Genomic DNA, 26,298 nt, shown 5'->3' on the forward strand with positions numbered 1-26,298 from the left:
AATCTTGCCAACTAGATTATCCTCTCGGATGTTTAATTTATGAAGAAAGAAACTCCTCTGTCGAAGAATTTAGATCCATGGGTAAAGCTGAAACAATTCACCTCGGCTCGCATTGGGATTGGACGAAGTGGAGTTGCTGTTCCGACTGCGGAATTACTTGCGTTTCAAATGGCTCATGCTCAGGCAAGGGACGCAGTGTTGACGAAGATTGATTTTAAAAAAATTATAAGTTTTTTAAAAAAAGAAAAAATCTCTACGATTGAATTAGATAGCGCCTGTGCTAATCGTGAAAATTATCTTACTCGACCTGACCTCGGTCGGATTCTTTCTGAAAATTCCAAAACTAAAATGAAAACGAATGCAAAGACAAATAGTAAATCAAAAGTCTCTCATTCAATTTCTCTTATTGTAGTGGATGGATTGTCGAGTGCTGCCATTGAAAAAAATATCATTCCCTTATTTAATATTCTAATACCGGAGCTTCGCAAACGCAAGTTTAATATTGCGCCTATCGCTCTTGTCAAAAACGGTAGAGTTGCCATTGGAGATGAAATTTCTTTTGTGCAGAAAACAGACATTTGCCTCGTTTTAATTGGAGAGCGTCCCGGTTTAAGTTCTCCTGATAGTTTAGGAGTATATCTAACATACAAAACAAAACCTAAAACCACAGACGAGAGACGCAATTGTATTTCGAACATCCGAGAAGGTGGTATGGATTATCCATTAGCCACTACAAAAATTCTCTACCTCATAGAAGAATCTTTGCGAAAAAAATCTCCGGTGTAAATTTAAAAGATAGTGCAATAGCATCAGGAGACATTAAAAAAATTACCACCGATGAACACGGATGAACACAGATGGGTTTGCGACGGTCATTTCGAACTTCGTTATACGATTGGGTTTGGCACTTAATGTTAAGATTGAAGTGAGAAATCTATCTTGCTTAACACTATCGTTTTATTGCAAAATAGATTTCTCACGCTTACGCTGATGAAGCTGTTCGAAATGACAGCTTTTTTAAAACTCCAGAACCGCTCTATAGCGAACCTTGTTCGCGCGCACTTTGGAGATGGCTTCGTTTGCGCGAGTAGATGGAAATTTTTCGATGACTGGGGCTATTTTGTGTTTGGCGGCAATTTCTAACATTTCGTTAATCATTGCTCTTCCCCCGATCGGACTTCCCATAATGCGCAGGCGTTTATTTAAAAGCATTCCTACGTGAACGTTTGAAAGAGTGCTTGGTGGCACACCTACAAAAGTTAATGTTCCATCAGAATCTAAAAGGCTTAGAAAACGAGGCCAGTCTAGATCATTGTGGGTAGTGTTTAATATAATGTTTAGTTTATTCTTTGTGCTTTTAGGAGTTCCTACAACTACTTCGCTTGCTCCATTTTCTAGCGCAAACTTTTCTTTATCCGGACTGGTTGTAAAAACAGTTACGCGGTTACCTAGTTTTGCCGCAAACTGAACTGCCAGGTGACCGAGTCCGCCTATGCCGATGATTCCAATGTTTTGTCCAGATGTCATACCTGCATAGCGAAGTGCGGAGTATACAGTTATGCCGGCACAGAGAAGTGGTGAGGCTACAGCTGATTCTAGTTCATCTGGAATTTTAAAGCAGAAGCGACTGTCTATTTGAACATGGCTTCCAAATCCACCATGACGTCCTACAATTGTGCCTTTGTTTTTACTGCAAAGGTTTTCGTTTCCGCGCAGGCAATCCTTACATTCCATGCAAGCTCCGGATTGCCAACCAATTCCAACTCGATCTCCAACTTTCATGTGGCTAACAAGAGAACCCACTTCTGTGATCACTCCAACAACTTCGTGACCGGGGACAAGCGGATACTTTGCTATTGCCCAATCATTGTCAATCATGTGAATATCACTATGGCAAATTCCGCAGGTATGAACTTTGACTATACAGTCATTCTCGGAAAGGGAAACACTTTCGTAACTAAAATCTTTTAGCTCTGCTTGTTTTTCTAATGCGGCTAATGCTTGTATTTTCATAAATACCTCTATATAAAAAAGTAATAACTTCTATTCAGTATTTTATTAACAAACTAATTTACAATAAAAATATTGTTATACCGATTTAATCAGGATATCAGCCATTATCTGCTCCAATATTTTTGCTTTTCTATTCAATGGGTTTATCGCTAGAACTTCAAGGATAAGACTATTGGCTCTTGGAAAATTCTTTACTCTCATAAGGGCAACGATGAGTCTAAATAAGTTTCGTCTACCTGCCGGAGAGCGAAGTTTGATTAGTTCAGCATAATGAATGAATCTATCATAATTTTTCAATTTAAATAGAAGTAAAGATAGCTGCAAAAGATTTTTCTTATCGAGCGGTTGCAGCTCGATTAATTCCTCATAGGTTTTAATCAATGCTGGATAATCTTTGTTTGTCTTTTGAAATTCTAACTTTTCTTCTAACTGATTTAACAATATGAGAAATTCTTTTTCTTCTTTTTGCCTGTCTTCTTCTTTTATAAATTCTAATTCCTTAAAGCTAACACGTAACAGGGATAAATCGTCATTTAACTCACCTTTAGTTTTAATAGATAGAGAAATTTCTTTTAGATTTCCGTTGCCGGCTTCTACAGATTCTAAGAATAAATCTTCATCAAAATTTAGCACTTCTAATCCATTCTCATCTCGATCAATAATGATATCGTCTCTCCCATCTGATCCAATGATTAATACGTCACCCGCTAACATTTGAAATAAGGAAATTTGAATAGGGGAGTTAATTCCCTGTATCCCCATCTTTCTATATTTGCGTCCAACCTTTTCAATAAACTTAGCTTTCTTATTTCTATAAAGAGTAATCTTCGGATGTTCCACGTTTATAAAATATAGAACTCCATTTTCTTCGTCTAGTAGACCTAGAACGAGCGATATAAGCATATAGCCATCGAAGCTTTCAAATATTCTTTGCATTTCAAGAAAGCTATTCTTTATCCATTTTTCCGGGTAGAGATGTTCTCCTAAAGAGATGGAATGTGTTCTTTGTAAAATTGATTTGAAAACAGAGCCTAATACTAATATGCCGCCGGCTCCTTGAATCGATTTCCCCATAGCGTCTGCGTTTAGAACTACAATATAAGAACGGTTATTTAAAAAAATTCGATCTGTAGTGCAAAGATCCCCACCAATTTCTAATTCTTTGTTTTTAAAAATAAATTTCTTTTTTTGTTCGATTAAAAATTCAATTTGAACTGCATCAGTTTGAATATTATTCTTGCCAAGCGGTTCAATGAGAAGGGATGTTAAAAAATAATCTGCATCTTGCTTTTCTTTTAGAACTTGCACTTCCTTTAGCGCATGATTTAGATTAGCCGTTCGTTCTTCTACCTTAGCTTCTAGGTTTGCATACAATTCGGAATTCTCTATAGAAATGGCAATTTGAGTTGAAAGAATGCTCAAAACTTCCAATCTTTCTTTTGTGAATGCGTCTACCGTATAATTGTTTTCAAGATAGATTATTCCAATTAAACTGTCATGTCTCAATACCGGATAACACAGAATAGACTTTGGATTCCACTTTCTGAGATAAGGATCATTGATAAATAAATCTTCCTTACTTGCATCTCGAAGAACGATGTGTTTTTTTACTCTCTTTACATAGTTAATCAATGAGTAGGGAACTATATCTGGATTTACAAAGGCTTTTCCTAAAGCTGAGTTGGTGTTTGAAACTTCAATTTCTTCTTCGGCTGAATTTCCATTGGCAAGAATGAAAAAATCATCATTGTGAATTTTTATAAAAAGACCTTTCTCTGCTCCCGCATTTTCAAATAAAATTCGCATAATTTTTTTTAAAAGTTTTTCAAGAACAATTTCTTCTGCGAGTGCTTGGGATGCCTTGATGACAGCATTCAGATCAAGCAAACTTACTGGATGGGTAAACTTTGCTCGAGCGTCCATGGCGTTATCCGACAAATCACTATTAACCTTTCTACGATTTGTTTTTGGAAATAAATCTGGATATTTTTTTTCGATTTGATTCACTTTTTCAACTGAACCCCAACGACTGTATAGATAGTGGGCTTCCATCATATAGCTTCGCATAATTTTAGTTTTTCCCAAATGCATATAAAGATTCGCACAGAGTTCATTTGCGATAGCTTCCATATGCAGAAACTCATTCTTATGTGCTTCTGCGATTGCTTCATCGTATAATTTACTGGCTCGCCAGAAATGTCCACTTAGTCTAGCTAGCTCTGCTTCTACTAAAAGATATTTGTGAAGAAAATTTTCAGAGCAAAACTTACTCCAAGCTTTCATTTGCTTTTGGTATGCTTTGACTTTGGTAATGTATTGCTCTTTTTCTATAGGATCAGCATTTGTGGATAACGCGCATAATGTGAGGGAGGCATACAAATTGTATTCGCAGACAGTGTAAGTGCCCGTTGCGTACTCTAGGTATTTTTCTGCTCGCATGACTTGATTGTAAGCATCTTCATAATTCTCTTGAAGAAAAAAAATTAACATTCGAAGTGTCTTGAATATAAAGACAGTAATATAGTTATGATTTTCTTTCCATTCCAGTAGAAATTTTTGAGCATATTCGTTGATAACCTCTAGCTCCATCTTGTCTTCAGGGCTAGTTGTCATTTCCATCAGTACAATTCTTACTGCATTGATGGTATCTTTACCAATACTACTCTTTGCCTGCTTGCACAAAAGCATATGTTTTGGAATTGTATCATTTAAAATGCTCAAAAGATTTTTGCTAGTAAAGAATAAATTAATTATATTAAAAACCAAACTATAACTTAGATGTTGTAATTCTCCAGATTCTTTACCCACCTCTAAGCATTTGCGATTTAACTCGGCTGCGTTTTTTAAATGCTCTCTAAAGGGCAGAGTAAAATTAGCTACGACGCTTGCCGTCTTAGTAATTTCTGATTTGTTCTGATGCTTTTCAGCAATTTTTAATGCTAGAATAGCGAAAGCATGACCCGTCTTATAATCGTTGAATATAGATCCTAAAATGATACCATAACCTGAGAGGCTGTAAGCTTGATCTGATATTCCATTTTCCAGAATTGAATTCACTGATTTTAGGACAATGTATGTCCAGAGTTCTGAATTATATAGATAAGCCGCTGGCATTAAATTGGACATAATTTCTAAAGCTAGCTTCTTACTTTCATCTTTCATTTCCGGAGCGGATAATAATGATTCCACGGAATGCCTTCTTCGATAATGCTCTATTTTCTTAAATTCTTTTTCGGTAAAGGAAGAAATATCTTTTGTTGGGAGGATAATATCGAAATACTTCATCGCTTCCATTCCTGCATGAATGGCTTTTTCGAAATTTGAAACGGTAGTATAATAATTAATAAGAAGGCGATAGGAGTGCATAACTTCAGACAAATCATGAGTATGCTTTAAGAAGATGGAAATACTTTCTTCCATTTTTTCAAATTGAACATTTAGATAGTATAATTCAGTCAACTCTCTATAGACTTGTTTGGTTAATGAAAAAATTTCATTCCATGGATCGGAAAATTTATCAACTTGGCTTAGGGCTTGGTTTAAATAGTGAAGGGATAATTCGTATGCCGTTGATAATTTTGCTTTCTTCGATGCATTTAGGTTTAATGTGATTAACCGCTCTCGTTCAATTGGGTCCATTATTTTTTCTGATCCAATATTTAAGTGATTTGTTAAATCAAATAAAATATCATCTGAATAATTTTCTCCCCACATAATTCGTCCGATTGTAAGCTGTAAATTTTTATTTTCTTCTTCTTCCAATAATTCGTAGGCTGCCTGTTGAATCCTATCATGCTGAAATTGGTAGACTATAAGTTTTGCTTGATCTGGTTTTAAACTATTTAGTGAAAATTGATTCAATCTTTGAATCGAAGACTCTGGAAGATAGATGAAATCTTCTCGTATAAGTTCTTTTAGAGAATCCATTGTTTCTTGATAAGATTGATTGCGGATAATACTTAGTATCCATAAATCAAACGTAGAGCCAATACAAGCTGCCATTTTTAAAATATCCTGTGATTTGCTTGATTGACGCTTGATTTTGCTAATCAGAAGATCTATAATATTTTCAGAAATATTTGTATGTTTTATTTTCTCTAAGTCCCAAAGCCATTTTCCTTTTTCATGATTGGGATAAATTATTTTCTCACGTGAAAGGTCCTTCAATAATTCATTGACGAAAAATGGATTGCCAGCAGTTTTATTTAAAATAAGTTCAGAAAGATTTTTTACTTCCTCCTCGTTTGCGAAAAGGCAATCCATTAGTAATTGATTTATATCGTTTGCTTTTAGTTCTTTTAGTCGAATTGTGATTGGGTAAATTTTTTCTTTTTTCAAAGAATCAATCATATCTAGAAATGAGTGGTTTTGCGAGTCCTCGCTAGTTCTAAAACTCAGGATAATGAATATATACCGTAGCGAAGTATCAGACATTAAGTTCTTAATCATTTGAAGAGAAGCTGTATCTATCCATTGCAGATCATCTAAAAATAAAATTAGGGGATGATTCAGTGTGCAAAATACTCGAATGAAACTCTGAAACACTGAATAAAAGCGAGTGGCATTTTCCTGTGAGTCTAATGCGGCTACGCTTTGTTGTGCGCCAATGATTAATTCTAATTGTGGGATTACATCGACTACAATTTTTGCATTGCTTCCGAGTTGAGATACAATTCTACGTCGCCAGTTTTCAATTTCTTCTGAAGTCTCGGTAAGTAAAATTTGAATCAAATTAGAAAATGCCTTGATCAATCCACTGAACGGTAAACTCTTAGTAAACTGTTCATATTCTCCAGAAATAAAATACCCTCTTGCCTCAGAAATTGGTTTGTAGATTTCTTTTACTAAGGCGGACTTTCCGATACCGGCTGCACCTGTTATAACGGATAATTGTGGTTTTCCGTGCTGATACATATGATAAAACGTATCAACCAAGGATTTGATTTCATTTTGTCTTCCATACAACTTTTGAGGAATGTGGAACTCTGAGGAAAAATCTTTTTTGCCCACAATGAATTCATCCGTATTGTATTGGTTAGAACTAATCCATTCTAAATCATATAAGATTCCATAAGAGCTTTGATATCTTGTCTCTGGATCCTTCGAAAGTAATTTTAGTATAATTTTTGAAAGATCTTCCGGTATACTACTTTCAATGTTAGTAGGAGCTAATGGTTCTTTTGCGATATGACTGTAAATCATATCCATTGGATCATTTGCAGAAAAAGGTGGTTTACCGGTTAGTAAGTGATAGAAGGTTGCCCCGAGAGAATAGTAATCAGATCGGGTATCGGTCTGTCTGTTTATGCGACCAGTTTGTTCCGGTGAAACATAGGCGAGGCTACCATCTATTATTTCCTTGGTCTTTGAACTTGGGAATGCAGTATCAACTTCTAAGCTCGAGCCAAAATCTATAATTTCTACTTCACCCGTCTGTGGGTCATATAAAATGTTGGAAGGTTTAATGTCTCGATGAATGATTTTATTTTCATGAATCTTTTCTAATGCGGTTACGGCTGATTTTGCGATTTTATAAAAAGTATACAAAGGAATTTTACCTTTGATGCTTGTCTCTAGATTGTTTCCCTCTGAATTTTCGAAGACGAGAGTGTATTTGTTTTTAAACTTTCCTAATCCAATTACTTCAGCTATTCCTTTTATAGATTTAAGCTTTTCTAAAATTCGAAATTCATTTTGAAGTCGATTCAGTTCCACCTCGGTTGGATGCTCTGTGTTCAATACTTTGAGAATTACTCTTTGTTTATTTTGATCCTCTGCCCTGAAAATGGTATGTTTTGGACCTTCGAAAATAGTCTCAAGGATTGTAAAATCCATTGGTTGCATAAGAAGGAATTATTGATCCATAAAAGGGGACATTCTCTCTAGCATAATACGCTTATTATCCCCTGCTTGAATTGAAAGCAAACCACGGATAACAGCCTGTCTCCTCTCATGCTCGGTTCTTGAATAAGCTTTCACTTTGTTTGCTATTGGTAAAAAAACTAAGTTGGCAAAACCAATTCCATAGAAGGTAGCGATGAATGCAGTTGCAATTCCTTCTCCGAGAGCAGCCGTTCCTGCGCCTAGATTTTCTAATACGTGAACAAGACCCATTACAGTTCCGATAATTCCAATCGTTGGACAAAACCCGCCGGCAGTTTCGAGAATTTTAGAAGAATTCATTTCGACTTCTTGTTTTTGCTCAGACCATTCAAATAAAATATCTTCGACGGTAGAAGGATCTGTTCCATCTACAATCAAGCGAAGACCTTTCTGCGCTAGTTCATTGTCGATTTCTTCGATTTCATCTTCTAAGGACAAAAGTCCATCTCTTCGCGTTTTTTCTAATAGCTTGACGAATAATTCCATGAAGTCTAATTTCTTACTTTGATTAAAAATCAATTTGAGGATAACAAGCATTGCCTGTATTTGCGTAACAGAAAAACTTGCGATCGTTGCTCCTAGAGTGCCACCTAGTATTAAGATAATGGCGGATAATTTGAAGAAAGCGCCAATATGTGCTCCTTCTAAAAGAATTGCAATAATGACGGACAGAAATGCTAGAAATATTCCTAAGTAAGTAGTAAGTATCATTCAACGCTCCTAGGGATGAAATTTGGATTAACGGCAGGATTAACATGAACCCTGTAAGTGCTTTCTTTTAAAGAGACTAAGTCTGCTAGAAGTTTTTGCCAGATGACAGAACCGTTGTTTTTTCTTGACTCGGTCATAATAATTTCTTCGGCTTCTCTAATATTTGAAAATTGTAGATAGATTTTTGCTTTTTCGATTTTTAGATTTTTCAATTCTTCTGCATGAGCTTCCGGATTCTTTGCGTAAAAATCAATGAGCTCATTGATTCTATCGAGAGCTTCTTCTTTTTTGTTTAGACTGAGTAACATCGGATAGAGTCGTTTTATAATTTGCTCTTTGTATTTATTTTTAGTTAGTAGAATTTTCATGACAGGTATTTGTTCTTTCTCAGTCGTTATGCGCAATAGAGAATTGTATCCTGTATCTAGTAGGCTATCATCAGCTACATGAAAGCGAAATGCCAGGTTTGCCATTTGAACAGATCTATCGAAGTCGCCTATCCTGTAATAATATTCAGCATAAGTCTTGTAAGAGTTGTAGAATTTATTTCGATAAGAAATTGCTGTTTCGTTTAAAGTTCCACTCGAATAGTTAATTAGATTGGCAAGTGTATCCGCAATATCATCGTTAGCTTCAAGTCCGCGCAGTCTAGTTTCTACATGTTGGATTTCCCAACTCAAACTCTCAGACCGACTTTCTTTCTCTGTCTTGAGTAGAGGAATTGAATTCTTTGGAAAATAGATTCTAAAAAGTGGATACTCAATCGAATCAAATTCAATTAGATGATTTGTAAGGTGTCTCGAATTTTTATCTTGAAAAATAATGAACGGATAACCATTCTTATTCAGATGATACAAATAAGTCAAAGTAATTTCTAAGTTATCACCAAGTCCTAGAATAATTGTTTTATTTCTAAATGTATTCTTTTTAGGAAGTGTTTCCTGGTTTTTAAAAGGAAGGTTTACATTAAAAAAAACAAAGTTTTCTTCATTTAGACCAATCGAATTTAAAAGATAGGGAATTGGTCTTAGATTCTCGGTTTTAACAAAGTTCATTTTGTAGTCGTAGGGTAGCGGAGAAAAGAAATAAGCCGCTAGTGCAAAGCTTAAAGAAACTGTCATGAGTTTATTTAAGAAGTTAACAGAATTCAAAAATAGAAAAGGAGTCCAGACAAGTAAAATAAAACCGAAGACAAATGAATATCTAAACTCGTAGCGCAAATAATAAATATTTAGAAAATGGGTAAGAGCATACAAGGCTAAACCACCCGCAATCGACGGAAGAATAAGACTTAATTTGTATTTGCTCGGTCGATAGATTGCAATGCAGGCAGTGTCTAGAAAAAGTAAAATCCCCGCAGCCAATTCATAGCGCGATAGATGCATTGTAAGAATCAGGCTAACAATCAGTATTCCCCTACCGGCAAGATATTTCCATCTGAGTTTGGAATTTAAAAATCCGTAATGGAAAATGATATTGAAGAGCAATAGCCCCGAGCCTGTTCCTAGGATGAATGAATCCGGGGTTTTGATATTTACATAGTAAAGAATTGCATGGCAAACGAATAAAGAAAGCGAAGAATAAAAAAAGATATCATTGATTGGAAATGTCTTCGGAGTCGATCTTTGACTTGCGTTATGCGCTTTAGGGATGATAGAAAAAAGTAAAAGCTCTAGTGTCATTACAAATACAAGCGGCATAAGGTAATTTTCCGCTTTGATGACAATCGTCGGATTAAAAAAAGCATAAACGATATAACTTGTTCCGCCCGCCAAAAATCCCCAGAGTCTAAAGTTCTTTAGTCGCGCAGCAAGCATCCCCGTCACAAAAGAATTGAGACTTGCGTAGAATAAAAAAATATCCGTATAAAAAATATAATCGACTTGTAGTAGACCGGACGAATATCCATTGAGAGTAATCATCTCTGAAACTAGTAATGCCAATACAGCGTATTCTAAGTAGAGTGCGCGGATTCCATGCATTAGCCGCTTGAGTAAAAGTCCGGCAAGGAAGGCGAGTCCTAATACTAATTTGGCAGCTTGAAAGAAAACGTCTTCGTTCTCTATCTGCTTAATTTCCTGATAGGCGTTTTTAAAAAAAAGCGATCCTAAAAACCCAAGGGAAAGGCATAGAATTATATTCGGTAGGATTCGAAGACCGAAAGAATTTGCAAAAAATCGTGTGCTGCTCTTGTTCATGGCTCTAACTACAAGACTTCTATTTTATTGGTTTTTTGGAACTAAAAAAATAAACTTAGGATGGGAAATTGGGATTTTCTAGGAGGTGAATCAGAGGTTTTTTTAAAGATTACCACCGATAAACACCGAGAGCACCGATAAAAGATTCGATAGGTCCTCTGATTTGCAATATTTGTAATTTTGTTTGTATCCAAATCTTTTTTTATCGTGGAAATTTGTGCTAATCAGTTTCTGATTGGTGGATAATGCTATGGTTCATCGGTCGGTTTTCTACTTCATAAAATCTCAATCATTTCTAACACAGCTTGTTTCTTGCGGGGTAGTGCGGTCGCTGTCTAGATAGATTTGGCGAATTAGAAAGTCAAAAGAATCACGATTGGATTTGGTTCTTTCTTGTAAGCAGAAAAAGTAAATGGCGTCTGGTGTATCAATGAATACGCCGGCGTAAAATCGCTCACTCGATACTGTAGGGATAATAGCTGTATATCCAAGGTCAGTGGCTAATGGCTGTTCTACTTTTGAACTTCGAATATTCTTTCCTGGTATCCACACATGAATGTCTTTTGTAGCTATTGGTAGTTTTTCTTTCATTTCAAAATAAATACGCGAGGAAGTAAAACTTAGATACCTTGGATTTTTCAAAATCATTTTTTTACCAGAATGAAAAATGGGATGTGGGCTTGCAGAATTAAAGTGATAGGAGATGTTTGAATTCCGATCATAGACTTGAAAAGAATCCCAGAGTCTATCTAGAGAAGTGAAATCTGATTTTGTTCCATGTGTAAGCCCAGAAGAAATGCTTTCATAGGAAGAAATAAAAAAGCACTTAGAGTTCTTAACTTTCGGATAATACAAATAAGTCTTCCAAACACCGGAGCCAAGTTCAACTACTGGTGAATCTATATTGTTTGGTAAACAAAGAGTATCCCCTATGAGTGCATAAGAGTCTATTGTTATCTTATTGGCAAAGCTATGGAAGCGATTCTTTGGGATTGGATAGGACTTGTCTCTTACGCGATTGAATTCTTTTTGAAATTCGGAAACTAAATAGAAATTTTCTGTTTTAAAAAGAATCTCTCGATTGGAGTCTCTTGCATTGCTCGAATAATTGAATGAGCCGGATAATAATACTTTGCCGTCAACAATCATACTCTTATGATGAAGAAGCCCTCCTTCCGGAAAAGATTGGGTTTCTTCAATGTCTTCATTTCCATCTTTGTAAATTCCAGAACTGAGTCCGTAAAAATTATCTGCTAAATAAACTCCTTCGTCATCTACAGGAGAGTCGTATACGCCGGTCACTTGCACGCCGCGCTCGGTAGCTTTTTTAAGAGCATGACTTAAGACTGCATCATAGTGATCGAATATGAGATAGTTAATGGAGACTTTTGCGTTTTCTACTTTTTCGAGTAGTAAATCCTGACTTAGAAACCCATTATCGGGCGATCCTATAAAGGAAATTCCATTGGTATCAAGTATGGGTAGAGTCAAATTTTCATTTAAAAATTCCAGAGTGCGAGATCGATTTAGTGATTCTACGTCTAATTGTATGTAGCCGTTCCAGTCATTCGTCAAACCATAGCGCGAGAAATTTCCTGTTCCTGTGAATAATTTCTTATTATCCGCAAGTATTACTTTGATATGATGAAGACCGGATTGCTTCCAAACCTTAATGGGAAATCCGCTCGCCTTTACAAGATCATAATTTTGGTCTTTGTCTCCGACGATTTCTACTTTTACCCCTCGGCTTCTCGCTTCTTTTAATGCGGAAATGATTTCGGGGTGATTTAATGAATACGCATAGACTTTTAAAGAGAATTTTGCATTTTCAATCAGAGTCAATATAGCTTGTAATACGTTTCTCTTTTTTCTTCTTCTATGTATCGTCCCGGATAAGAGAAATAAGCCGTTACACTTCCTGTCGAATCTGAAAGTAAGCTGAGAAGTAAATTTTTATTCACAGGTTTATTCGTAGTGCAGGAGAGGAATAGTATTAGTAAGAATATATTTACTTTCAAAATATGACTCCCCCTTGCAAGAAAGCAGAAGTGCCGTCGATGAGTATATCTTTAGATGTATAGAGTTTGGACACATTGAACTGAATGAAAAATCCATCTGTATTTCGTCTATCGTATCGTATAGAGCCTGTGAGTTCAAATAGAAATGATTTTTCATAGTCCTCTTTCTTAAGCGAAATATTGCCATTAGACGCACCAGTTGCCTTTCTCGGAGTCAGATGGTCTCCTTCTAAAATAAAAAATATATCGTCGAGTCGGGCAGAAAGAAGTAGATGAGCCCAAAAAGAATTCCTTCGTCCATTGTAGGAAGCGTCTACTTTTTGTAAGCCACTAGGAGTAAGCCAGCCAGAAGGATAAAAGTTTAATTCCTGGTTTAATAAAAATGCATTGCCCGGATACGAGCCCGATCCCACAAACCCGGATTCTAAAATTTCTCCCTGCCAATTTCTTTTGTCCGAGTCGGGGATAAAAGCTTCTACTCTTGTATGAAAGAATTTCCAGTAAGACTCAAAGTAAAGACGAATCAATTCTCCTGAAATAGGAATCGACTTTTCTTTACGAACAGAATTTGACTGTGCTTTGTCGAGTCCACGCGCAAACTGAAATTCAAATCCAGAAGTAAAGTATTTGCCTCTCTTAGAGACTTGGAACATTCCATGATAAATAAAATCAGAGTCTCCTTTGGGTTGGGATTTTAAATCGTCTTTGGTTGCGTCCCCCCAATTGCCAAGATTTAGATAGGTGAATTGAAATTTAGAATAGAGATTGTCTTTGTGGTAAACAAGCGATAGCCCATGTCGAAACCGCTCTCCATTTTGAACGTTATCTGCAATATTCTTAGAAAGAAAGTATTTTTCAAAGAGGGGATATCCGCGATAAAAATCAACTAGGTATACATGGAATCGAAACTGATCGGATACCTGTGTTTCAATTCCAAATCCTTCCATTCCATCTTTCCAATTCTCTGTGAGATAGGGACTTGTCGAGAAAAGTTTTCTGCCTAGAACAAATTGAAGTTTCTTTACAGGAAGGAGCAAATAACAATTTTCCCCTAAATACAAGATGTCTTTATAGTCTTTGTCATTGAATCGTTTGTTTAAAATAAAATGCACCTTGTATCCAAAGCCTGCTTTTGCTCCCGAGAAATTTCCGTGGACTGCAACTAGGTTGTCAGAGGTTTTTGATTCCGTAGTTACAGTCTTGTTGTTTTCGAGTTTGTCCTGAGTTGTTTTTTTATAAGCAGAAATCATATCTACTCTGTATTCCGCATGTAAAGAAATGGCGGCTAATAGGAGTAATACGAATCTTACCATTTGAGAACCTCGTAGTCATACTTTCCTTCTCCTCTCTTTCCCGGCTGCAATAGAATAATTTCATCCGTCGAGACAGGAAGTGTGAATGGTGCGTGCGAGTAACGATTCCCAAACGAATGAACATGAATTCTTTCCGTGCCAATGTATTTGAAAAGATCTAACGCTTCTCCCGAAGACACTCCATTTCCGATAGTTGATGTAGTGCGAACGGTAAACACAAGAGTTGGCGCTATGCCCATTGGTTTCAAATTTAAAAGAGAAGATTCGGGATCAACTAGATACCCGCATTGTCCTGGCGATAGGTTTGTAGAGTTTCCCAGAAATGCAGGGGCGCTTACGCCAGATGGTAGATTCAATTTCTTCCTTTTAAAATAAGAGTCAATTCTATCGGGTGAGTCTTCGTCTTCGATTTCATAGTCCGCCATATCTCGATTTACCTTACTGCGGTTACAAAATAGTATCCACTCATTCTGTGGATTCATCGGGTTTGTCATTATCCCCTCGATAAAGATTCCATCTCGGTTGTATAATTTTAAGTCTGAATAGTTTTCTAATTTCTGATAGAATAAACCATTCGTAGAAAGGATACTTATGACTGGTTTTAGTAGACTTGCAATTCCAGTTTTTTCTAGAGATAGAAATGCTTCTTCTTGCGGTAAATGGGAATAAAACTTTACACTATAAGGTAAATTCAAATCAAATACAGATGCGGCTAAATAGAATCTGCCGTTACCTTGATGGTCAAATATTTCGTCGGCAAGGAAAGGCTCAAATTCATTCGAGGCTTCCGGCGTTGCAAATACCTGTCCCTGACAATCCGGTGCAATGGATATACGAAGAGGTTTAGTCGAACTTCTCCAAATAGAATTGATTCCTGAATTAGAAAAACTGGCTCTGACTTTTTGCGTAGTATTGTTATAGCCATTGTCGCGAAGGGGAAAGTATTTTACTTCCTGTAAATTCTTACCGTCTGCCTTCAAGCGAAGAGTTGTAATTTCATCGGATAAGGATAATTTGTCGCTTACAATGGAGCGTGCATTCGGAAAGCATTGAAAGTTAGATTTAGATAAAACTGTAAATACATCTAATCCCGAGACAGGAATATAAAAACGAGAAAGCTTAGTGCCAAATTGTATTTCCAATTCTAGTGTTCCATCTCCTTTGGTTCTTAATTCTACAAATTTTTCGTCTGTTAAGGAAACGGAATTTTTGTAACCACCTGCCCATAGAACTTCAGATAGTTCTCCGGATGCATCGGGCGCATTCGTATTATTAGCCTCTCCAGGACTCATGGTATGCGATACGCGATAGACTGCTTGTAAGAGATTAGGCTTTTGCTCTCTGTGATGGTAGAATTTTTCTCCACTCACATGCATCGAATAGACTTCTTTTGACATGGACTCCGAAAGAAAATTATCCTCAGCCTTTAAGCCTTTCCATAAAATCTTAGAGCTAGTCGAAGTCTGGAGGGTAATCGTGTCTTGCCACTGGAGGAAATCTAGATTCCTTCGAACTAGATTGGGAACTCCTGTCATATGCCTGCCATCTGTGATGAGCCAGTAGGAATTTGGCTTAACGATTTTACTTGCAATGGTAAATGGCACTTTTACAGATCCGATGAGTAATTCCATTATAGAAAGTTTACATTCATTAGCCCCTAGGAAGCTTAGTTCAATGAATTTACCTGTTCTATCGAGACGATTTTCCGGTCTTAAACCGAATGCATTTAACTCAGTGAGTGTAAAGTCTTCAGGCTTACAATAATTTATGTTGCTCGCCGAGCCCGCGGGAGAGCTTGGATTATTCGGATTGTCAGGATTACTCGAATTAGCCTGACTGCCCGGAACAAATGTTCCGTCTAGTTCAAGACCCGGATCGCCACATAGGTTGGCATTGCGGATAATAGAGGATGTCCACTCGCAGGAAGTGTTTACTTTTTTGAGAGAAAATTCTTCTTCTGCCCAATTGAAATTTACATTCTCCGGCAAATCCCAGGAATCCGTAAAATCGAATGCACTGAGTTCTAACTTAGAAGAGCTTTTAATATCTTTCCAGTTTGCATCTTTTAAAACAATTCCCTCTAGAGGAGAGCTTTCTTCGATGAAAAGTTTGACTGCACCCGGAAATAAAAAAGGCGAGTTTGTATCCAGGTTGATTTTTTTTCCGCCAATCGAAAGGCTAAGCATACTAATACAGCTTGGGTTGTCTTTGGAGCCCGCCCATTCGATGAACCGTTTTGTTGAGCCAGAGGCATATCCCATTGTCTCTGTGATTTGTAATTTTTCTCTGCTACAACTCGCTTCCCATGTATCGTTGATGCTTTGGATTTTAGAAAAATTAGATTGGTAAGCAGAAATGAATTCCGGGAATTTGGTAAATTCTAGAACTAAATAATGAAACTGGGAGCGTGGAATGGATGAATCGAGCGGAGGAAAAATGAGTTTATGCGCTCCGCCAATTGTGTAAATGGAGAAGTAAGGAAGAGAAAAGCTAGTTTCAATCCGATGGTCTTTGTCGCCTGCCACAGATTTGTAATTTTCAAAGCTCAAATCCATTCGCTTTTCGAGTGCGGTATGTAGGCGATTATCCCCCAAAAAGAACACCCGCGTGCCCGATGAGCTAATTTCATTTACAATCTCGGTGACACTTAAAAAGTAAAGATGAGCCTGAGTTCCTTCATCGCTTAAGAATCCATCTGGACGAACCTTTGTCTCATCGAGTTCGCTTAATGTCTCGAGAGCAGAACGAAGTAAACTTTCATTATCCGCAGTCTTCTCAATACAAAAGCCCATGCTAGGTCCAAATTCTTTAGACCGAAAGAAGTCATCCTGTGAGCGTAGACAAATGGAATTATCCGTTACCTTAAGAGAAGGTCCCCACGCCGGCGGCTGATTTGGATTTACCTCTGCATCGCTGCCAGCTCTTGCACCATAGCTAAAAAAGAAAGCCTCTGTATTTGGGCGGGTCGGAAATTCCCAAATCCTGGCTACCTTTTTGTGACGACAAGAGAAAATGAGTAAGAGTAGAAATAGAATTGTATATTTTTGCATAAGTTTCTCCTTACCTGAACTAGGTCAAGTAAGTGAAACTATGTGCAAAAAAAGTTTATAGAGTTACGCAGTTCGGCGGAAAAATAAAATCCCCTGATGTTTTAGATGTTGTTTAATTCTTTCTATGTATTCCCCTTTGCGAAAGGGGATGTTTTACTTCTTCACTTCCTTCTTCAACTCTTCTTTAATTTGGTCGCGGTTGGATTTGTTAATGAGAACAACGTTGTATGTAATGAGATACTTTGTAACTGTAGGCTCTTCTGTGCTTTTGTGTTCGAGAGTCCAGCGGGTGGCGTCGTTGGAGATAATCTTGAGTAGCTGCTGGATGCGAGTAGAGCGATCTGTGTTAATGGTTTCCATTTTGCCGGTCTTGGCGTTGAGTTTAACGGAGATTATCCCGTCATCGACGAAATCTTTTTTATTGTATTTGAGTAATTCTTCCATGATGATGGAATCTCCACCCGGGTCTGGTTTGCGCTTAATGAATTCAGATTTGCGAATTTGGCGAACCTGGTAGGATTCACTTGAGAGCACTACACGAAATACTTCGTCCGAGTTTTTGGAATCCTTTTGGAATAGTTCCGGGTCGCGAGATGTAATCTGAACCTCTTTGCCATTCTCATCGAGGATAATCTCTTTTTGCCCCGCCGGATAAAAAGTCTTTTGGTCTTTAGTGTCTTTTACTTCTTCCTTCGCTGAGCTACAAGAAATAAAACTAAAGAGTAGAATTAAGAATGAAATGTTTGTAAATGTCTTTGTCTTTTGATTTGAAATAAAACTTTGCATCTGAGATTCCTTTTTTAAAGAAATCTTTTCGAAAAAGCGATTTCACGTCAAGTCAAAAGCGGGGAAATATTTGCCACATTAGGAAATGCTTATGCTCATTAGAGATAAATCATCAATGAGAGTTCCTTTTTCTTCTAGAAGCATTTCTATTTTTTTAAGGTTTCCTTCACTTTTTTCAATAAGTTCTAAAATTGCTGTTTCATCTTCATTGATAGATCGACCTTCGCTATTAGAGCTTAGTTCGATATCATCTTTTCCGTCACTTCCAATAATCAGGATATCATTTGACTGTAGAAATTTTCGTTCAATCGGAATTGAATTAACCGAAATAAGTCCCAGTTTAGGATTTTGATTGTTCAGTTCTAAAAAACTTGCTTTGTTATCTCTAAAAAGAACTACCTGTGGATGCTCAAAATTACTGAAAAGCAAATCACGATTAGTCTCACCTATCAAACCAAAAAAAGCTGATACAATCATAGAACCATCAAATGTTAGAAATATATTATTTAATTCTAAAACTGTAAATTGAAGCCATTCTTCTGCGGATAAGTTGGATATGCCTTTGTTCTTAGCTTGCCAGAGAATATTTAAAATGGCTGTTCCAATGACTATCGCTCCACTTGCCCCTTGCATAGATTTTCCCATTGCGTCTGCATTTAGGAAAAATACATAGCGATTTTCGGCATTCTGAAAACTAAGAGTTTCTGTTATGCAAAAATCTCCACCAATCTGTCCGGACGATTTTCTAAAATGAAATTGTTTTTTTGTTTCACAATAAAATCTGTTTGAATAAGACTAGAAGAATTATTATTTCCAATGAGTGGATTTAAAACTAGAGATGTTAAAAAATAATCTCCATCTTGAAATTCTTTTAACTTAGTAATTTGATTTAGCGATTCCCTTATTTCTTTTGTTTGTTCTTCTACTTTTAATTCGAGGTTTTCATTGATTTGTTTAATTTCATCTTCTGCTTTTTTACGAATCTGTGCTTCAATAGCTCTCGAAATTAAATCTGCAAGAGAAGCCGAGAAATTTAATTCCTCTTGTGTCCAGTTTCTAAAATCACCAACGGTTTCATTGCAAATGACTCCGACCATTTTCCGTGAAGACGAATCGGAGCGTCTAACATCGATTTGATGTTCAGTGGCGTTAAATATACTTTACTAAATTCATGCGTGCTCGGGTCAGTATGCGCGTTATCCGCACCGAGAACTCTTTCTTCGGAAAGATATTTAAAATAAGCAGGAAAAACATTCGCAAAAAGTTCAGCTCCACTGGAATGAAGAGTTTGCGTTTTCTGAAATAAATCCATTGAGAGTATCGATTGATTATCCTCGGTATAAAACCATACACTTGATCTTTCGCATCCTAGAGCTTCTGTTGCTGCTTCTGTTATTTCTTTTACGGAAGCTTCTAAATCTCCACTGTCAATGGTTTCACTTTTGGTTAATTTGAGTAAGACTTCATTTTGCTTTTTTAAAGTTTCTGTTTTTGAAATGCTCGTGATTGGTTTATGCTTTCTTATTTGCGAGTAATAGTAAGTTTCCCCTTCGTAAGACACCTGGCTTGTCATTACATCAAGCTTAATAGTCTCTTTGTTTTCAGAGAAAAATTCTTTTGTGTAAGTTCTAAATTTTTTATTAGAGTTTTGCAGGGACTTAAGTATATTTAATTCATTCTGGTTTGATTCTTCACTTGCGCAATCGTTTAAACTGGACGGAAATGTTTTATAATTTAACAAACCAAGCAGGGATTGATTTGTATACTTTATTAATCCAGCCTGTGACCAGACTAAAATTCCAATTGGATTTTGAGAAATTAACTCTTTAAAAATTTCCATAACGTTATCCGCCCTGGCTATGCAAAATGTTAGAATAGATTTTACATAATTAAATTTTGGAAATCTAGTCAATAAGAATTAACTTGAAATAAAACTTTGAATGTCGATATACTCAAGACAGAGTGGTTTTCGGATAAATAGTTTTGCTAATTCTGTCACCTCGAACATACGAAGGTGAAGGGCGCAACTAAGCGCAGGGAGGAAAAATTGTGAGAGGTCTATTTAGCTTAATACTATCGTTCTATTGCTAGATAGATTTCTCCATCCACCCACTTGCTTAGTCGCAAATCCAACCGCCAAGCGATGTTCGAAATGACAGAAGACCGAAAACCATTCTGACTTTAGTATGTTTAGCTTTGTATATTCTTCCCTTTCTATTTTATAAATAAATTTAAAATCTTATCGGTGATTATCCACTTCTCTATACGGCTCATTCGGATACTTATAATTAACCGATGATTTGAAATATTCAATCGGGGTTTCACCTATTTTGCCGTAGACACCTTCTGTTTTAAAATATCTAGAGTGGAGGATTAATTCGTATTGATAGTTGTGAACGGATACTAGCAAGGCAGAAAGAAATAAGCCAACGCCTGCTAGAGTGCGAATCGGGGCTAATACAAAGTAGTCTTTTGCTTTCTCGGCAAGGAAATTCCAGAAGAGAGCAAAGAAGACTGTAAAGAGTAAGGCAGGTATAATCCAGAATTCAAAATAATGGGGCTCGATGTCTACTCCGATGAATAGAAAAAATAAAAAGTGAAGGCTAAGAATAAAAAAATTTCTTCCGTAAAAACGGGTAAGCTTAAAGAAAAAAAAGATTAGAATCAACAGAAAAACTAAGATGAAAATGGGAAGCAAAGTATGAGTAACCTCGACGGGATTCGTGAAGGAAGTCAATTGGAATTGAAAATCCGTAAAAGCATTATACTGAATCCCGTCCGTTCTCGCAAAGAATGCATCCGTGAAACCGCGCATAGAGTATTCCGGTATATACTTAGTAATCGCTCGACCATAAGGCGATCCAACCAAATAACCAAAGATCCAATTTTGAAAACTATAAAGAGCTTCGTTGTATTCTAATTGCCAGACAACACGACCACCCCAGAGATAACACCAAGCGGTCGGAATAAAACAAAATAAAAATAGAAATAAAAGGGAGACATATCTTTTTACGAGGCTAACTTCTATTTGACTGTTATCCTGTTTGACTCTTTCAAACGCAGTCGGAATTTTCAATTGAAAAATAGAATCGGGTAAGAGTAACCCTATAAACAACGCGATGCAAGAGCCAACCATGTATTCATGAAACATTACACCGGCAAATAGCACTAAGCCGGCAAGGCAGGATACATAGATAGAATACCGTGAGTGATAAACGGCAAGTCCAGCAAGAAGCATTACAAAAAGCCAACTAGCAGGATAAATTCCTGTGTCGTTCTTTGCGGCATACGATAAGTAGCCGTGCTGAAAACCAATTGCAATGGAAGCAATCAAAGCAACTAAATACTTTCGTGTGAGTAAATACAGATATAGAAAGCAAGCTGAAATCCCAATCGAAGCAAAGAGTAGGGATCGTATTCGCAAATGAAACATTAGATTTGTGCCGAGGTAATCGGGGAAGTGCTGTGTAAGAAATCTATGAAAGTAAAATCCAGTTGGCTCAAAATGAAGATGGTGAGGGTTTACGAACTGTTTGCCTACAAAGAAAGACCGGATATTATTTGTGTAAACAATCTGATCGTGGTCTAGTTGTCTTTGGAGATTTGAGAATAGAAGTAGGAAATAGACTATTCCTAAAGTAATTGCAAATACGATTGCGTAGAAAGTTTTAGTTTTCATTGATAACTATCATACTGTTGTCATTTAATGACGATAACTTAAAAATTACGACTGTCATTTCGAACATCCCTTGGTGGTTTGATTTGTGGAAAAGAAAATGGGTGATGTGAGAAATCTATTTAGCAATAAAACGATCGTATTAAGCAAGATAGACCTCTCACGATGAAGCAGTTCGAGGTGACTGTAATTCCATGTCAAAGTCCTCATTTCTTATCAAAACTAATTATCTCATTTAAAGCAAGTCTTGCCTTGCTAATAGAACGAATCTTCCAGCTTTCGCCATTTCCAAGATGCAAAGTCAAAGTGCCAATTCCGAAGATGCGGGTAATCAGAGTATCCTCAAGCTCGTGCTGGACTTTTTTCTCTTTTAGAATATGAATCTTTCTTTTGAAAAGATTACTCTCTATAAAGATAATCGTTCGCTGACTTTTGGAAAGATACATACAAGAAAAAAAATATTCCAGTAAGATTATTTCAAGGCTAATCCAGTGAAACCCAATGAGGGCTATTAAAAAATACTGAGCAATTTGCGTAAAGAAATTAGGCTCTGGAACTTTTAAATTAAATATCTTAGGAAAATGAAAAAATAAAAATCCGTCACTGAGTAGACTTGCTAACTTAGGATAAAAGCTATACCCATAAACGGCTAATCCTGTTAAGCCGACCATTAGTAAAAATACAAAGAATCTATTCGAGCGGTAAACAGTTATTTCCCCTGATGCTAAGCCTGTCCACGATTGGAATCTCGCTTCTGTGTAGGCTTTGTATTTGGATTTTATTTTTTTAAACATGTAAGTCCCATGTTTTCATTCTTGACTGCTTATAAAAAATGTAAATCAAAATATGTGTGTAGGATTGGTTAAATGCATTGTAATAGATACATCTAGTAGCAGTCCATGTTGCAGTTCATATAGCAGTTTAACTTTCGGTATAAAAATTTCTGGGTATAGGGAAACTGCAAGATGAACTGCAACTTGAACTGCAACATCGTGCAAGGTTAGGGTAATTTTATATCATGGATATTTAATTTAAGCCTTGACTTGGAATATCGCATATTTACGATATACACTATGGCTCTTAACAAGAAGAATGAATTCGATAAAGATATGATAAAATTGTCGGAGTTTGCGAAAGCGCTTTCGCATCCTGCAAGAATCGCAATTTTACAAACGATAGCAGAAAAAAAAGAATGTATCTGCGGGGAAATTGTAGAAGTAATTCCACTCGCTCAATCAACGGTGTCTCAACATTTAAAAGACCTAAAGGACGTAGGATTTATTCAAGGTGATATAGATGGTGCAAAGTCTTGCTACTGTATTAATTGGAAAAAGCTAGATGAGTTTTACAATTCTATCAATCAAGTTTATAAAAGTTTAAATAAGTATAAGAAGAATTCAAAGTTAGATTGCAAGAATTAAGGAGTTTAACATGAAAAAAATTTTAGTTTTATGCACAGGAAATAGTTGCAGAAGTCAAATGGCAGAAGGCTTTCTACGATACTTCGCAAATGGAAAAGCAGAAATTTATAGTGCTGGAATTGAAACTCACGGAGTAAATCCCAATGCAATATTGTATATGAAAGAAGCCGGAATTGATATTTCCAAACATACTTCCAATCATGTGAACGAATATGAGAAAGTTCAATTTGATTTTATCATTACTGTTTGCGATCATGCAAAAGAAAACTGTCCCTACATTCCTTCGAACGCAAAAAGATTTCATCACAATTTTTCAGATCCATCTAAGGTAAAGGGAAGTGAAGAAGAAATTGCAAATGCTTTTCGAAAAACGCGGGATGAAGTAAAAGAATACAGTAAAAAATTTATAGAGGAAAATTTATAAAATGAAATCCGATAAACAACTTTCCTTTTTAGATCGTTACTTAACTCTATGGATTTTTTTGGCAATGTTTTTAGGCGTAGGCATTGGACATTTTTTTCCTGAAACTCCGACTCTATTAAATCAATTTCAAAGTGGCTCTACAAATTTACTCATTGCATTTGGTTTAATACTCATGATGTATCCTCCTCTTGCAAAAGTAAAGTATGAAGAAATGGGAAATGTATTCAAGAACACTAAAATACTTGCCTTGTCTCTGCTACAAAACTGGATTATTGGTCCTGTATTAATGTTTGCTCTTGCTGTAATTTTTTTACCCGATAAACCAGAATACATGATTGGACTCATTATGATTGGAATCGCAAGATGTATTGCAATGGTAATCGTTTGGAACGATCTGGCTAAAGGGGATAACGAGTATGTTGCGGGGCTTGTTGCCTTCAATAGTATTTTTCAAGTTCTATTCTATAGTGTTTATGCTTATATTTTTGTTACCTATTTACCTACCCTATTTGGTATTAAAGGAGTAGAGGTTAATATCAGTATTGCGCAAATTGCAGAAAGTGTATTTATCTATTTAGGAATTCCATTTATCGCAGGAATGATTACAAGGTTTGTTCTTGTTAAACTAAAAGGAAAAGAATGGTATCAATCCAAATTCATTCCTAAAATCAGTCCAATTACGCTCGTCGCTCTTCTCTTCACAATCGTAATTATGTTTAGCTACAAAGGAAATTTGATTGTTGCAAATTCCATTTGATGTAATTAGAATTGCGATTCCGCTTCTCTTTTATTTTAGTATCATGTTTTTTAGCGCTTTTTATTTAGCGAAAAAAGCAGGCACAGATTATCCCAAATGTGTATCTCTTGCCTTCACTGCTGCCGGAAACAATTTCGAATTAGGAATTGCAGTCGCTATTGGAGTATTTGGGATTAACTCAGGAGTAGCCTTTGCTGCGGTTATTGGACCTCTCATTGAAGTTCCAGCCCTGATTCTATTAGTCAATTTTGCATTGAGTCAAAAGAGTAAGTTTAAGGAGAATTAAAATGGTAATTAAAATATTGGGCACAGGTTGCGCCAAATGTAAATTAACCCAAGAAGTGATAGAGAAGGTTTCTAAAGAATTGAATCTAACACCTACAATTGAAAAGGTAGAAGACATTCAAGAAATCATGAAATACAACGTATTAGCCACACCGGTTGTCGTTATTGACGAAGTGGTGAAAGTAAAGGGAAGAGTTCCAACGGTTAATGAAGTAAGAGAATTATTAAAAAATTAGGAGAATAAATTTATGGAAGCAACAAAAGCAAAAGAAGTTTGCCCTACAACAACGCAAGGGCTTATTAAACAAGGTGCTCTTTTAGTCGATGTGAGAGAGTTAAATGAAATCAACGAAGTTTCATTTGATGTGCCTCGCATTCTGTTAATACCATTGAGTGAACTAGAAGACAGATGGCAAGAAATTCCAAAAGAGGGAGACGTAATTTTCGTTTGCGCTGCGGGCGTGAAAAGTTTAAAAGCAACTTACTATCTTATGAATCGCGGCTATACAAATGTCATGAATATGGAGCATGGAATGGACAGATGGATAAAAAAAGGTTTTCCTACTAAAGGAAATGTCTCTGCTGTTTCAAGTCAAAACGCAGATAGTTGCTGTAGCACCTCTTCAACAGAGAAAGTAGAGAGTTCTTGTTGTGGAACATCATCTAAGGAGAAATCAAGTTCAGAATCATCTTGCTGTAGCACACCAAGTAAAGATGGGACTTCTTGTTGTTAAGGAAAATGCAACTGGAGGATATTGTTAATGTTTGACTGGATTCAGATTTTTTCTGATTGGTTAATATACAGTATCCTCGGAATGGCTCAAAATTCCAATTTAGGCAATGCTTTAAATTTCTTCGTATATGATACGATTAAGATTTTAATTTTACTATTTCTCATAACGTTCTTAATGGGTATTGTAAACGCTTACTTTCCAATAGACCGCATTCAAAATTTTCTTTCCAGACATAAAATGTATGGCTTGGAATATATTATTGCCTCTACGTTTGGAGCGGTTACTCCATTTTGCTCCTGCTCGTCTGTTCCCCTTTTCATTGGATTTATAAAAGGAGGAATTCCTTTAGGTGTCACATTCGCTTTTTTGGTCACATCCCCTCTCGTGAATGAAGTAGCAGTTGCTATTTTTTTGGGAATGTTCGGTCTTAAGACAACTGCAATCTATGTAATAAGTGGAATTTTATTGGGTGTTGTGAGTGGACTTATTTTGGGCAAGTTAAACTTAGAACCTCTCTTAACAGACTGGGTCAGACAAATCTGGGAAAAAGCAGAATCGGAAAGAGAAATCTTTGAATTAGAAAAGAAAACGTTTTTACAACGAGTGCCCGAAATTACAAGAGAGGCATTTGGAATTGTAAAGAGTGTTGTCCTTTATGTAATTCTGGGAATTGCTATTGGTGCGGCAATGCACGGTTATGTGCCAGAAGCTTTTTTTGAACAATACATTGGTAAAGATACTTGGTATGCTGTGCCATTAGCTGTTATCCTAGGAGTTCCCATGTATGCGAATGCAACAGGCATTATCCCCATCATCCAGGTTTTTGTAGCAAAAGGAATTCCTATTGGAACATCCCTTGCTTTTATGATGGCAGTCATTGGACTTTCTATTCCAGAAGCTACACTTCTGAAAAAAGTTATGAGCATTAAATTAATTTCCATCTTCTTTGGAGTTGTTACAATTTGCATTATAATTTCAGGATATATGTTTAATTGGATTTTGTAAAGAGATCGTTAGTAAAATAGCTAA

The 26,298-nt window shown here is 36.4% G+C and carries 20 protein-coding genes and 1 pseudogene; 7 read left to right on the forward strand and 14 right to left on the reverse strand.

What is annotated here, in order from left to right; genetic code table 11:
- Nucleotides 1-39: 39 nt before the first annotated feature.
- Nucleotides 40-786, forward strand: a complete 747-nt coding sequence (gene eutC / locus IPH52_28150) for an ethanolamine ammonia-lyase subunit EutC (protein ID MBK7058855.1) — start codon at nucleotides 40-42, stop codon at nucleotides 784-786.
- Nucleotides 787-1,017: 231 nt separating this feature from the next.
- Here the strand turns inward: eutC and IPH52_28155 are convergent, their stop codons facing one another.
- From IPH52_28155 to IPH52_28220, 14 genes are all read right to left on the reverse strand, one after another.
- Nucleotides 1,018-2,013, reverse strand: coding sequence for an NAD(P)-dependent alcohol dehydrogenase (locus IPH52_28155; protein ID MBK7058856.1), 996 nt, complete (start codon nucleotides 2,011-2,013; stop codon nucleotides 1,018-1,020).
- Between the two features lie 75 nt (nucleotides 2,014-2,088).
- A complete protein-coding gene (locus IPH52_28160) occupies nucleotides 2,089-7,848 on the reverse strand; it encodes an AAA family ATPase (GenBank protein ID MBK7058857.1) in 5,760 nt (1,919 codons plus the stop codon).
- Nucleotides 7,849-7,866: 18 nt separating this feature from the next.
- Nucleotides 7,867-8,604 carry a MotA/TolQ/ExbB proton channel family protein gene (locus IPH52_28165; GenBank protein ID MBK7058858.1) on the reverse strand — a complete coding sequence of 246 codons (738 nt, stop codon included), beginning with the start codon at nucleotides 8,602-8,604 and terminating at the stop codon, nucleotides 7,867-7,869.
- Nucleotides 8,604-10,805, reverse strand: coding sequence for a hypothetical protein (locus tag IPH52_28170; GenBank protein MBK7058859.1), 2,202 nt, complete (start codon nucleotides 10,803-10,805; stop codon nucleotides 8,604-8,606). Before IPH52_28170 ends, IPH52_28165 begins: the two co-directional genes overlap by 1 nt.
- A 285-nt stretch (nucleotides 10,806-11,090) precedes the next feature.
- Nucleotides 11,091-12,647: a hypothetical protein gene (locus IPH52_28175; protein MBK7058860.1), complete on the reverse strand. Its 1,557-nt coding sequence runs from the start codon at nucleotides 12,645-12,647 to the stop codon at nucleotides 11,091-11,093.
- On the reverse strand, nucleotides 12,644-12,823 hold the full coding sequence (locus tag IPH52_28180; GenBank protein ID MBK7058861.1) for a hypothetical protein: 180 nt from the start codon (nucleotides 12,821-12,823) through the stop codon (nucleotides 12,644-12,646). Before IPH52_28180 ends, IPH52_28175 begins: the two co-directional genes overlap by 4 nt.
- The gene (locus IPH52_28185; protein ID MBK7058862.1) at nucleotides 12,820-14,136 is read right to left on the reverse strand and encodes a hypothetical protein; all 1,317 of its coding nucleotides are present in this window, start codon (nucleotides 14,134-14,136) and stop codon (nucleotides 12,820-12,822) included. The genes IPH52_28180 and IPH52_28185 overlap by 4 nt, the downstream gene beginning before the upstream one ends.
- Nucleotides 14,130-17,186, reverse strand: coding sequence for a hypothetical protein (locus IPH52_28190; GenBank protein ID MBK7058863.1), 3,057 nt, complete (start codon nucleotides 17,184-17,186; stop codon nucleotides 14,130-14,132). Before IPH52_28190 ends, IPH52_28185 begins: the two co-directional genes overlap by 7 nt.
- A 153-nt stretch (nucleotides 17,187-17,339) precedes the next feature.
- The gene (locus tag IPH52_28195; protein MBK7058864.1) at nucleotides 17,340-17,960 is read right to left on the reverse strand and encodes a hypothetical protein; all 621 of its coding nucleotides are present in this window, start codon (nucleotides 17,958-17,960) and stop codon (nucleotides 17,340-17,342) included.
- A 90-nt stretch (nucleotides 17,961-18,050) separates the two neighbouring features.
- Nucleotides 18,051-18,617: a SpoIIE family protein phosphatase gene (locus IPH52_28200; protein MBK7058865.1), complete on the reverse strand. Its 567-nt coding sequence runs from the start codon at nucleotides 18,615-18,617 to the stop codon at nucleotides 18,051-18,053.
- 62 nt (nucleotides 18,618-18,679) lie between these two features.
- Complete coding sequence (locus IPH52_28205; protein MBK7058866.1) at nucleotides 18,680-19,069, reverse strand: hypothetical protein; 390 nt, start codon at nucleotides 19,067-19,069, stop codon at nucleotides 18,680-18,682.
- Nucleotides 19,006-19,812 carry a GAF domain-containing protein gene (locus IPH52_28210; GenBank protein MBK7058867.1) on the reverse strand — a complete coding sequence of 269 codons (807 nt, stop codon included), beginning with the start codon at nucleotides 19,810-19,812 and terminating at the stop codon, nucleotides 19,006-19,008. Before IPH52_28210 ends, IPH52_28205 begins: the two co-directional genes overlap by 64 nt.
- Nucleotides 19,813-20,211: 399 nt before the next feature.
- On the reverse strand, nucleotides 20,212-21,651 hold the full coding sequence (locus tag IPH52_28215; GenBank protein MBK7058868.1) for a hypothetical protein: 1,440 nt from the start codon (nucleotides 21,649-21,651) through the stop codon (nucleotides 20,212-20,214).
- A 203-nt stretch (nucleotides 21,652-21,854) separates the two neighbouring features.
- Nucleotides 21,855-22,442 (reverse strand): PH domain-containing protein, encoded by a 588-nt coding sequence (locus IPH52_28220; GenBank protein MBK7058869.1) that lies wholly within the window; start codon nucleotides 22,440-22,442, stop codon nucleotides 21,855-21,857.
- A 279-nt stretch (nucleotides 22,443-22,721) separates the two neighbouring features.
- Between IPH52_28220 and IPH52_28225 the strand changes: the two genes are divergently transcribed.
- The 6 genes and pseudogenes from IPH52_28225 (at nucleotide 22,722) to IPH52_28250 (ending at nucleotide 26,274) form a co-directional block, all read left to right on the forward strand.
- Complete coding sequence (locus IPH52_28225) at nucleotides 22,722-23,069, forward strand: winged helix-turn-helix transcriptional regulator (protein MBK7058870.1); 348 nt, start codon at nucleotides 22,722-22,724, stop codon at nucleotides 23,067-23,069.
- A gap of 10 nt (nucleotides 23,070-23,079) precedes the next feature.
- Nucleotides 23,080-23,493 carry an arsenate reductase ArsC gene (locus IPH52_28230; protein MBK7058871.1) on the forward strand — a complete coding sequence of 138 codons (414 nt, stop codon included), beginning with the start codon at nucleotides 23,080-23,082 and terminating at the stop codon, nucleotides 23,491-23,493.
- Nucleotide 23,494: 1 nt separating this feature from the next.
- A pseudogene (arsB, locus tag IPH52_28235) lies at nucleotides 23,495-24,536 on the forward strand (ACR3 family arsenite efflux transporter).
- Nucleotide 24,537: 1 nt separating this feature from the next.
- Complete coding sequence (locus tag IPH52_28240) at nucleotides 24,538-24,771, forward strand: TM0996/MTH895 family glutaredoxin-like protein (protein ID MBK7058872.1); 234 nt, start codon at nucleotides 24,538-24,540, stop codon at nucleotides 24,769-24,771.
- Nucleotides 24,772-24,783: 12 nt separating this feature from the next.
- Nucleotides 24,784-25,269, forward strand: coding sequence for a rhodanese-like domain-containing protein (locus IPH52_28245; protein ID MBK7058873.1), 486 nt, complete (start codon nucleotides 24,784-24,786; stop codon nucleotides 25,267-25,269).
- A gap of 27 nt (nucleotides 25,270-25,296) precedes the next feature.
- The gene (locus IPH52_28250) at nucleotides 25,297-26,274 is read left to right on the forward strand and encodes a permease (GenBank protein MBK7058874.1); all 978 of its coding nucleotides are present in this window, start codon (nucleotides 25,297-25,299) and stop codon (nucleotides 26,272-26,274) included.
- The last annotated feature ends 24 nt before the right edge of the window (nucleotides 26,275-26,298 follow it).

The sequence above is a fragment of the Leptospiraceae bacterium genome (genome assembly GCA_016708435.1).
GTDB lineage: Bacteria > Spirochaetota > Leptospiria > Leptospirales > Leptospiraceae > UBA2033.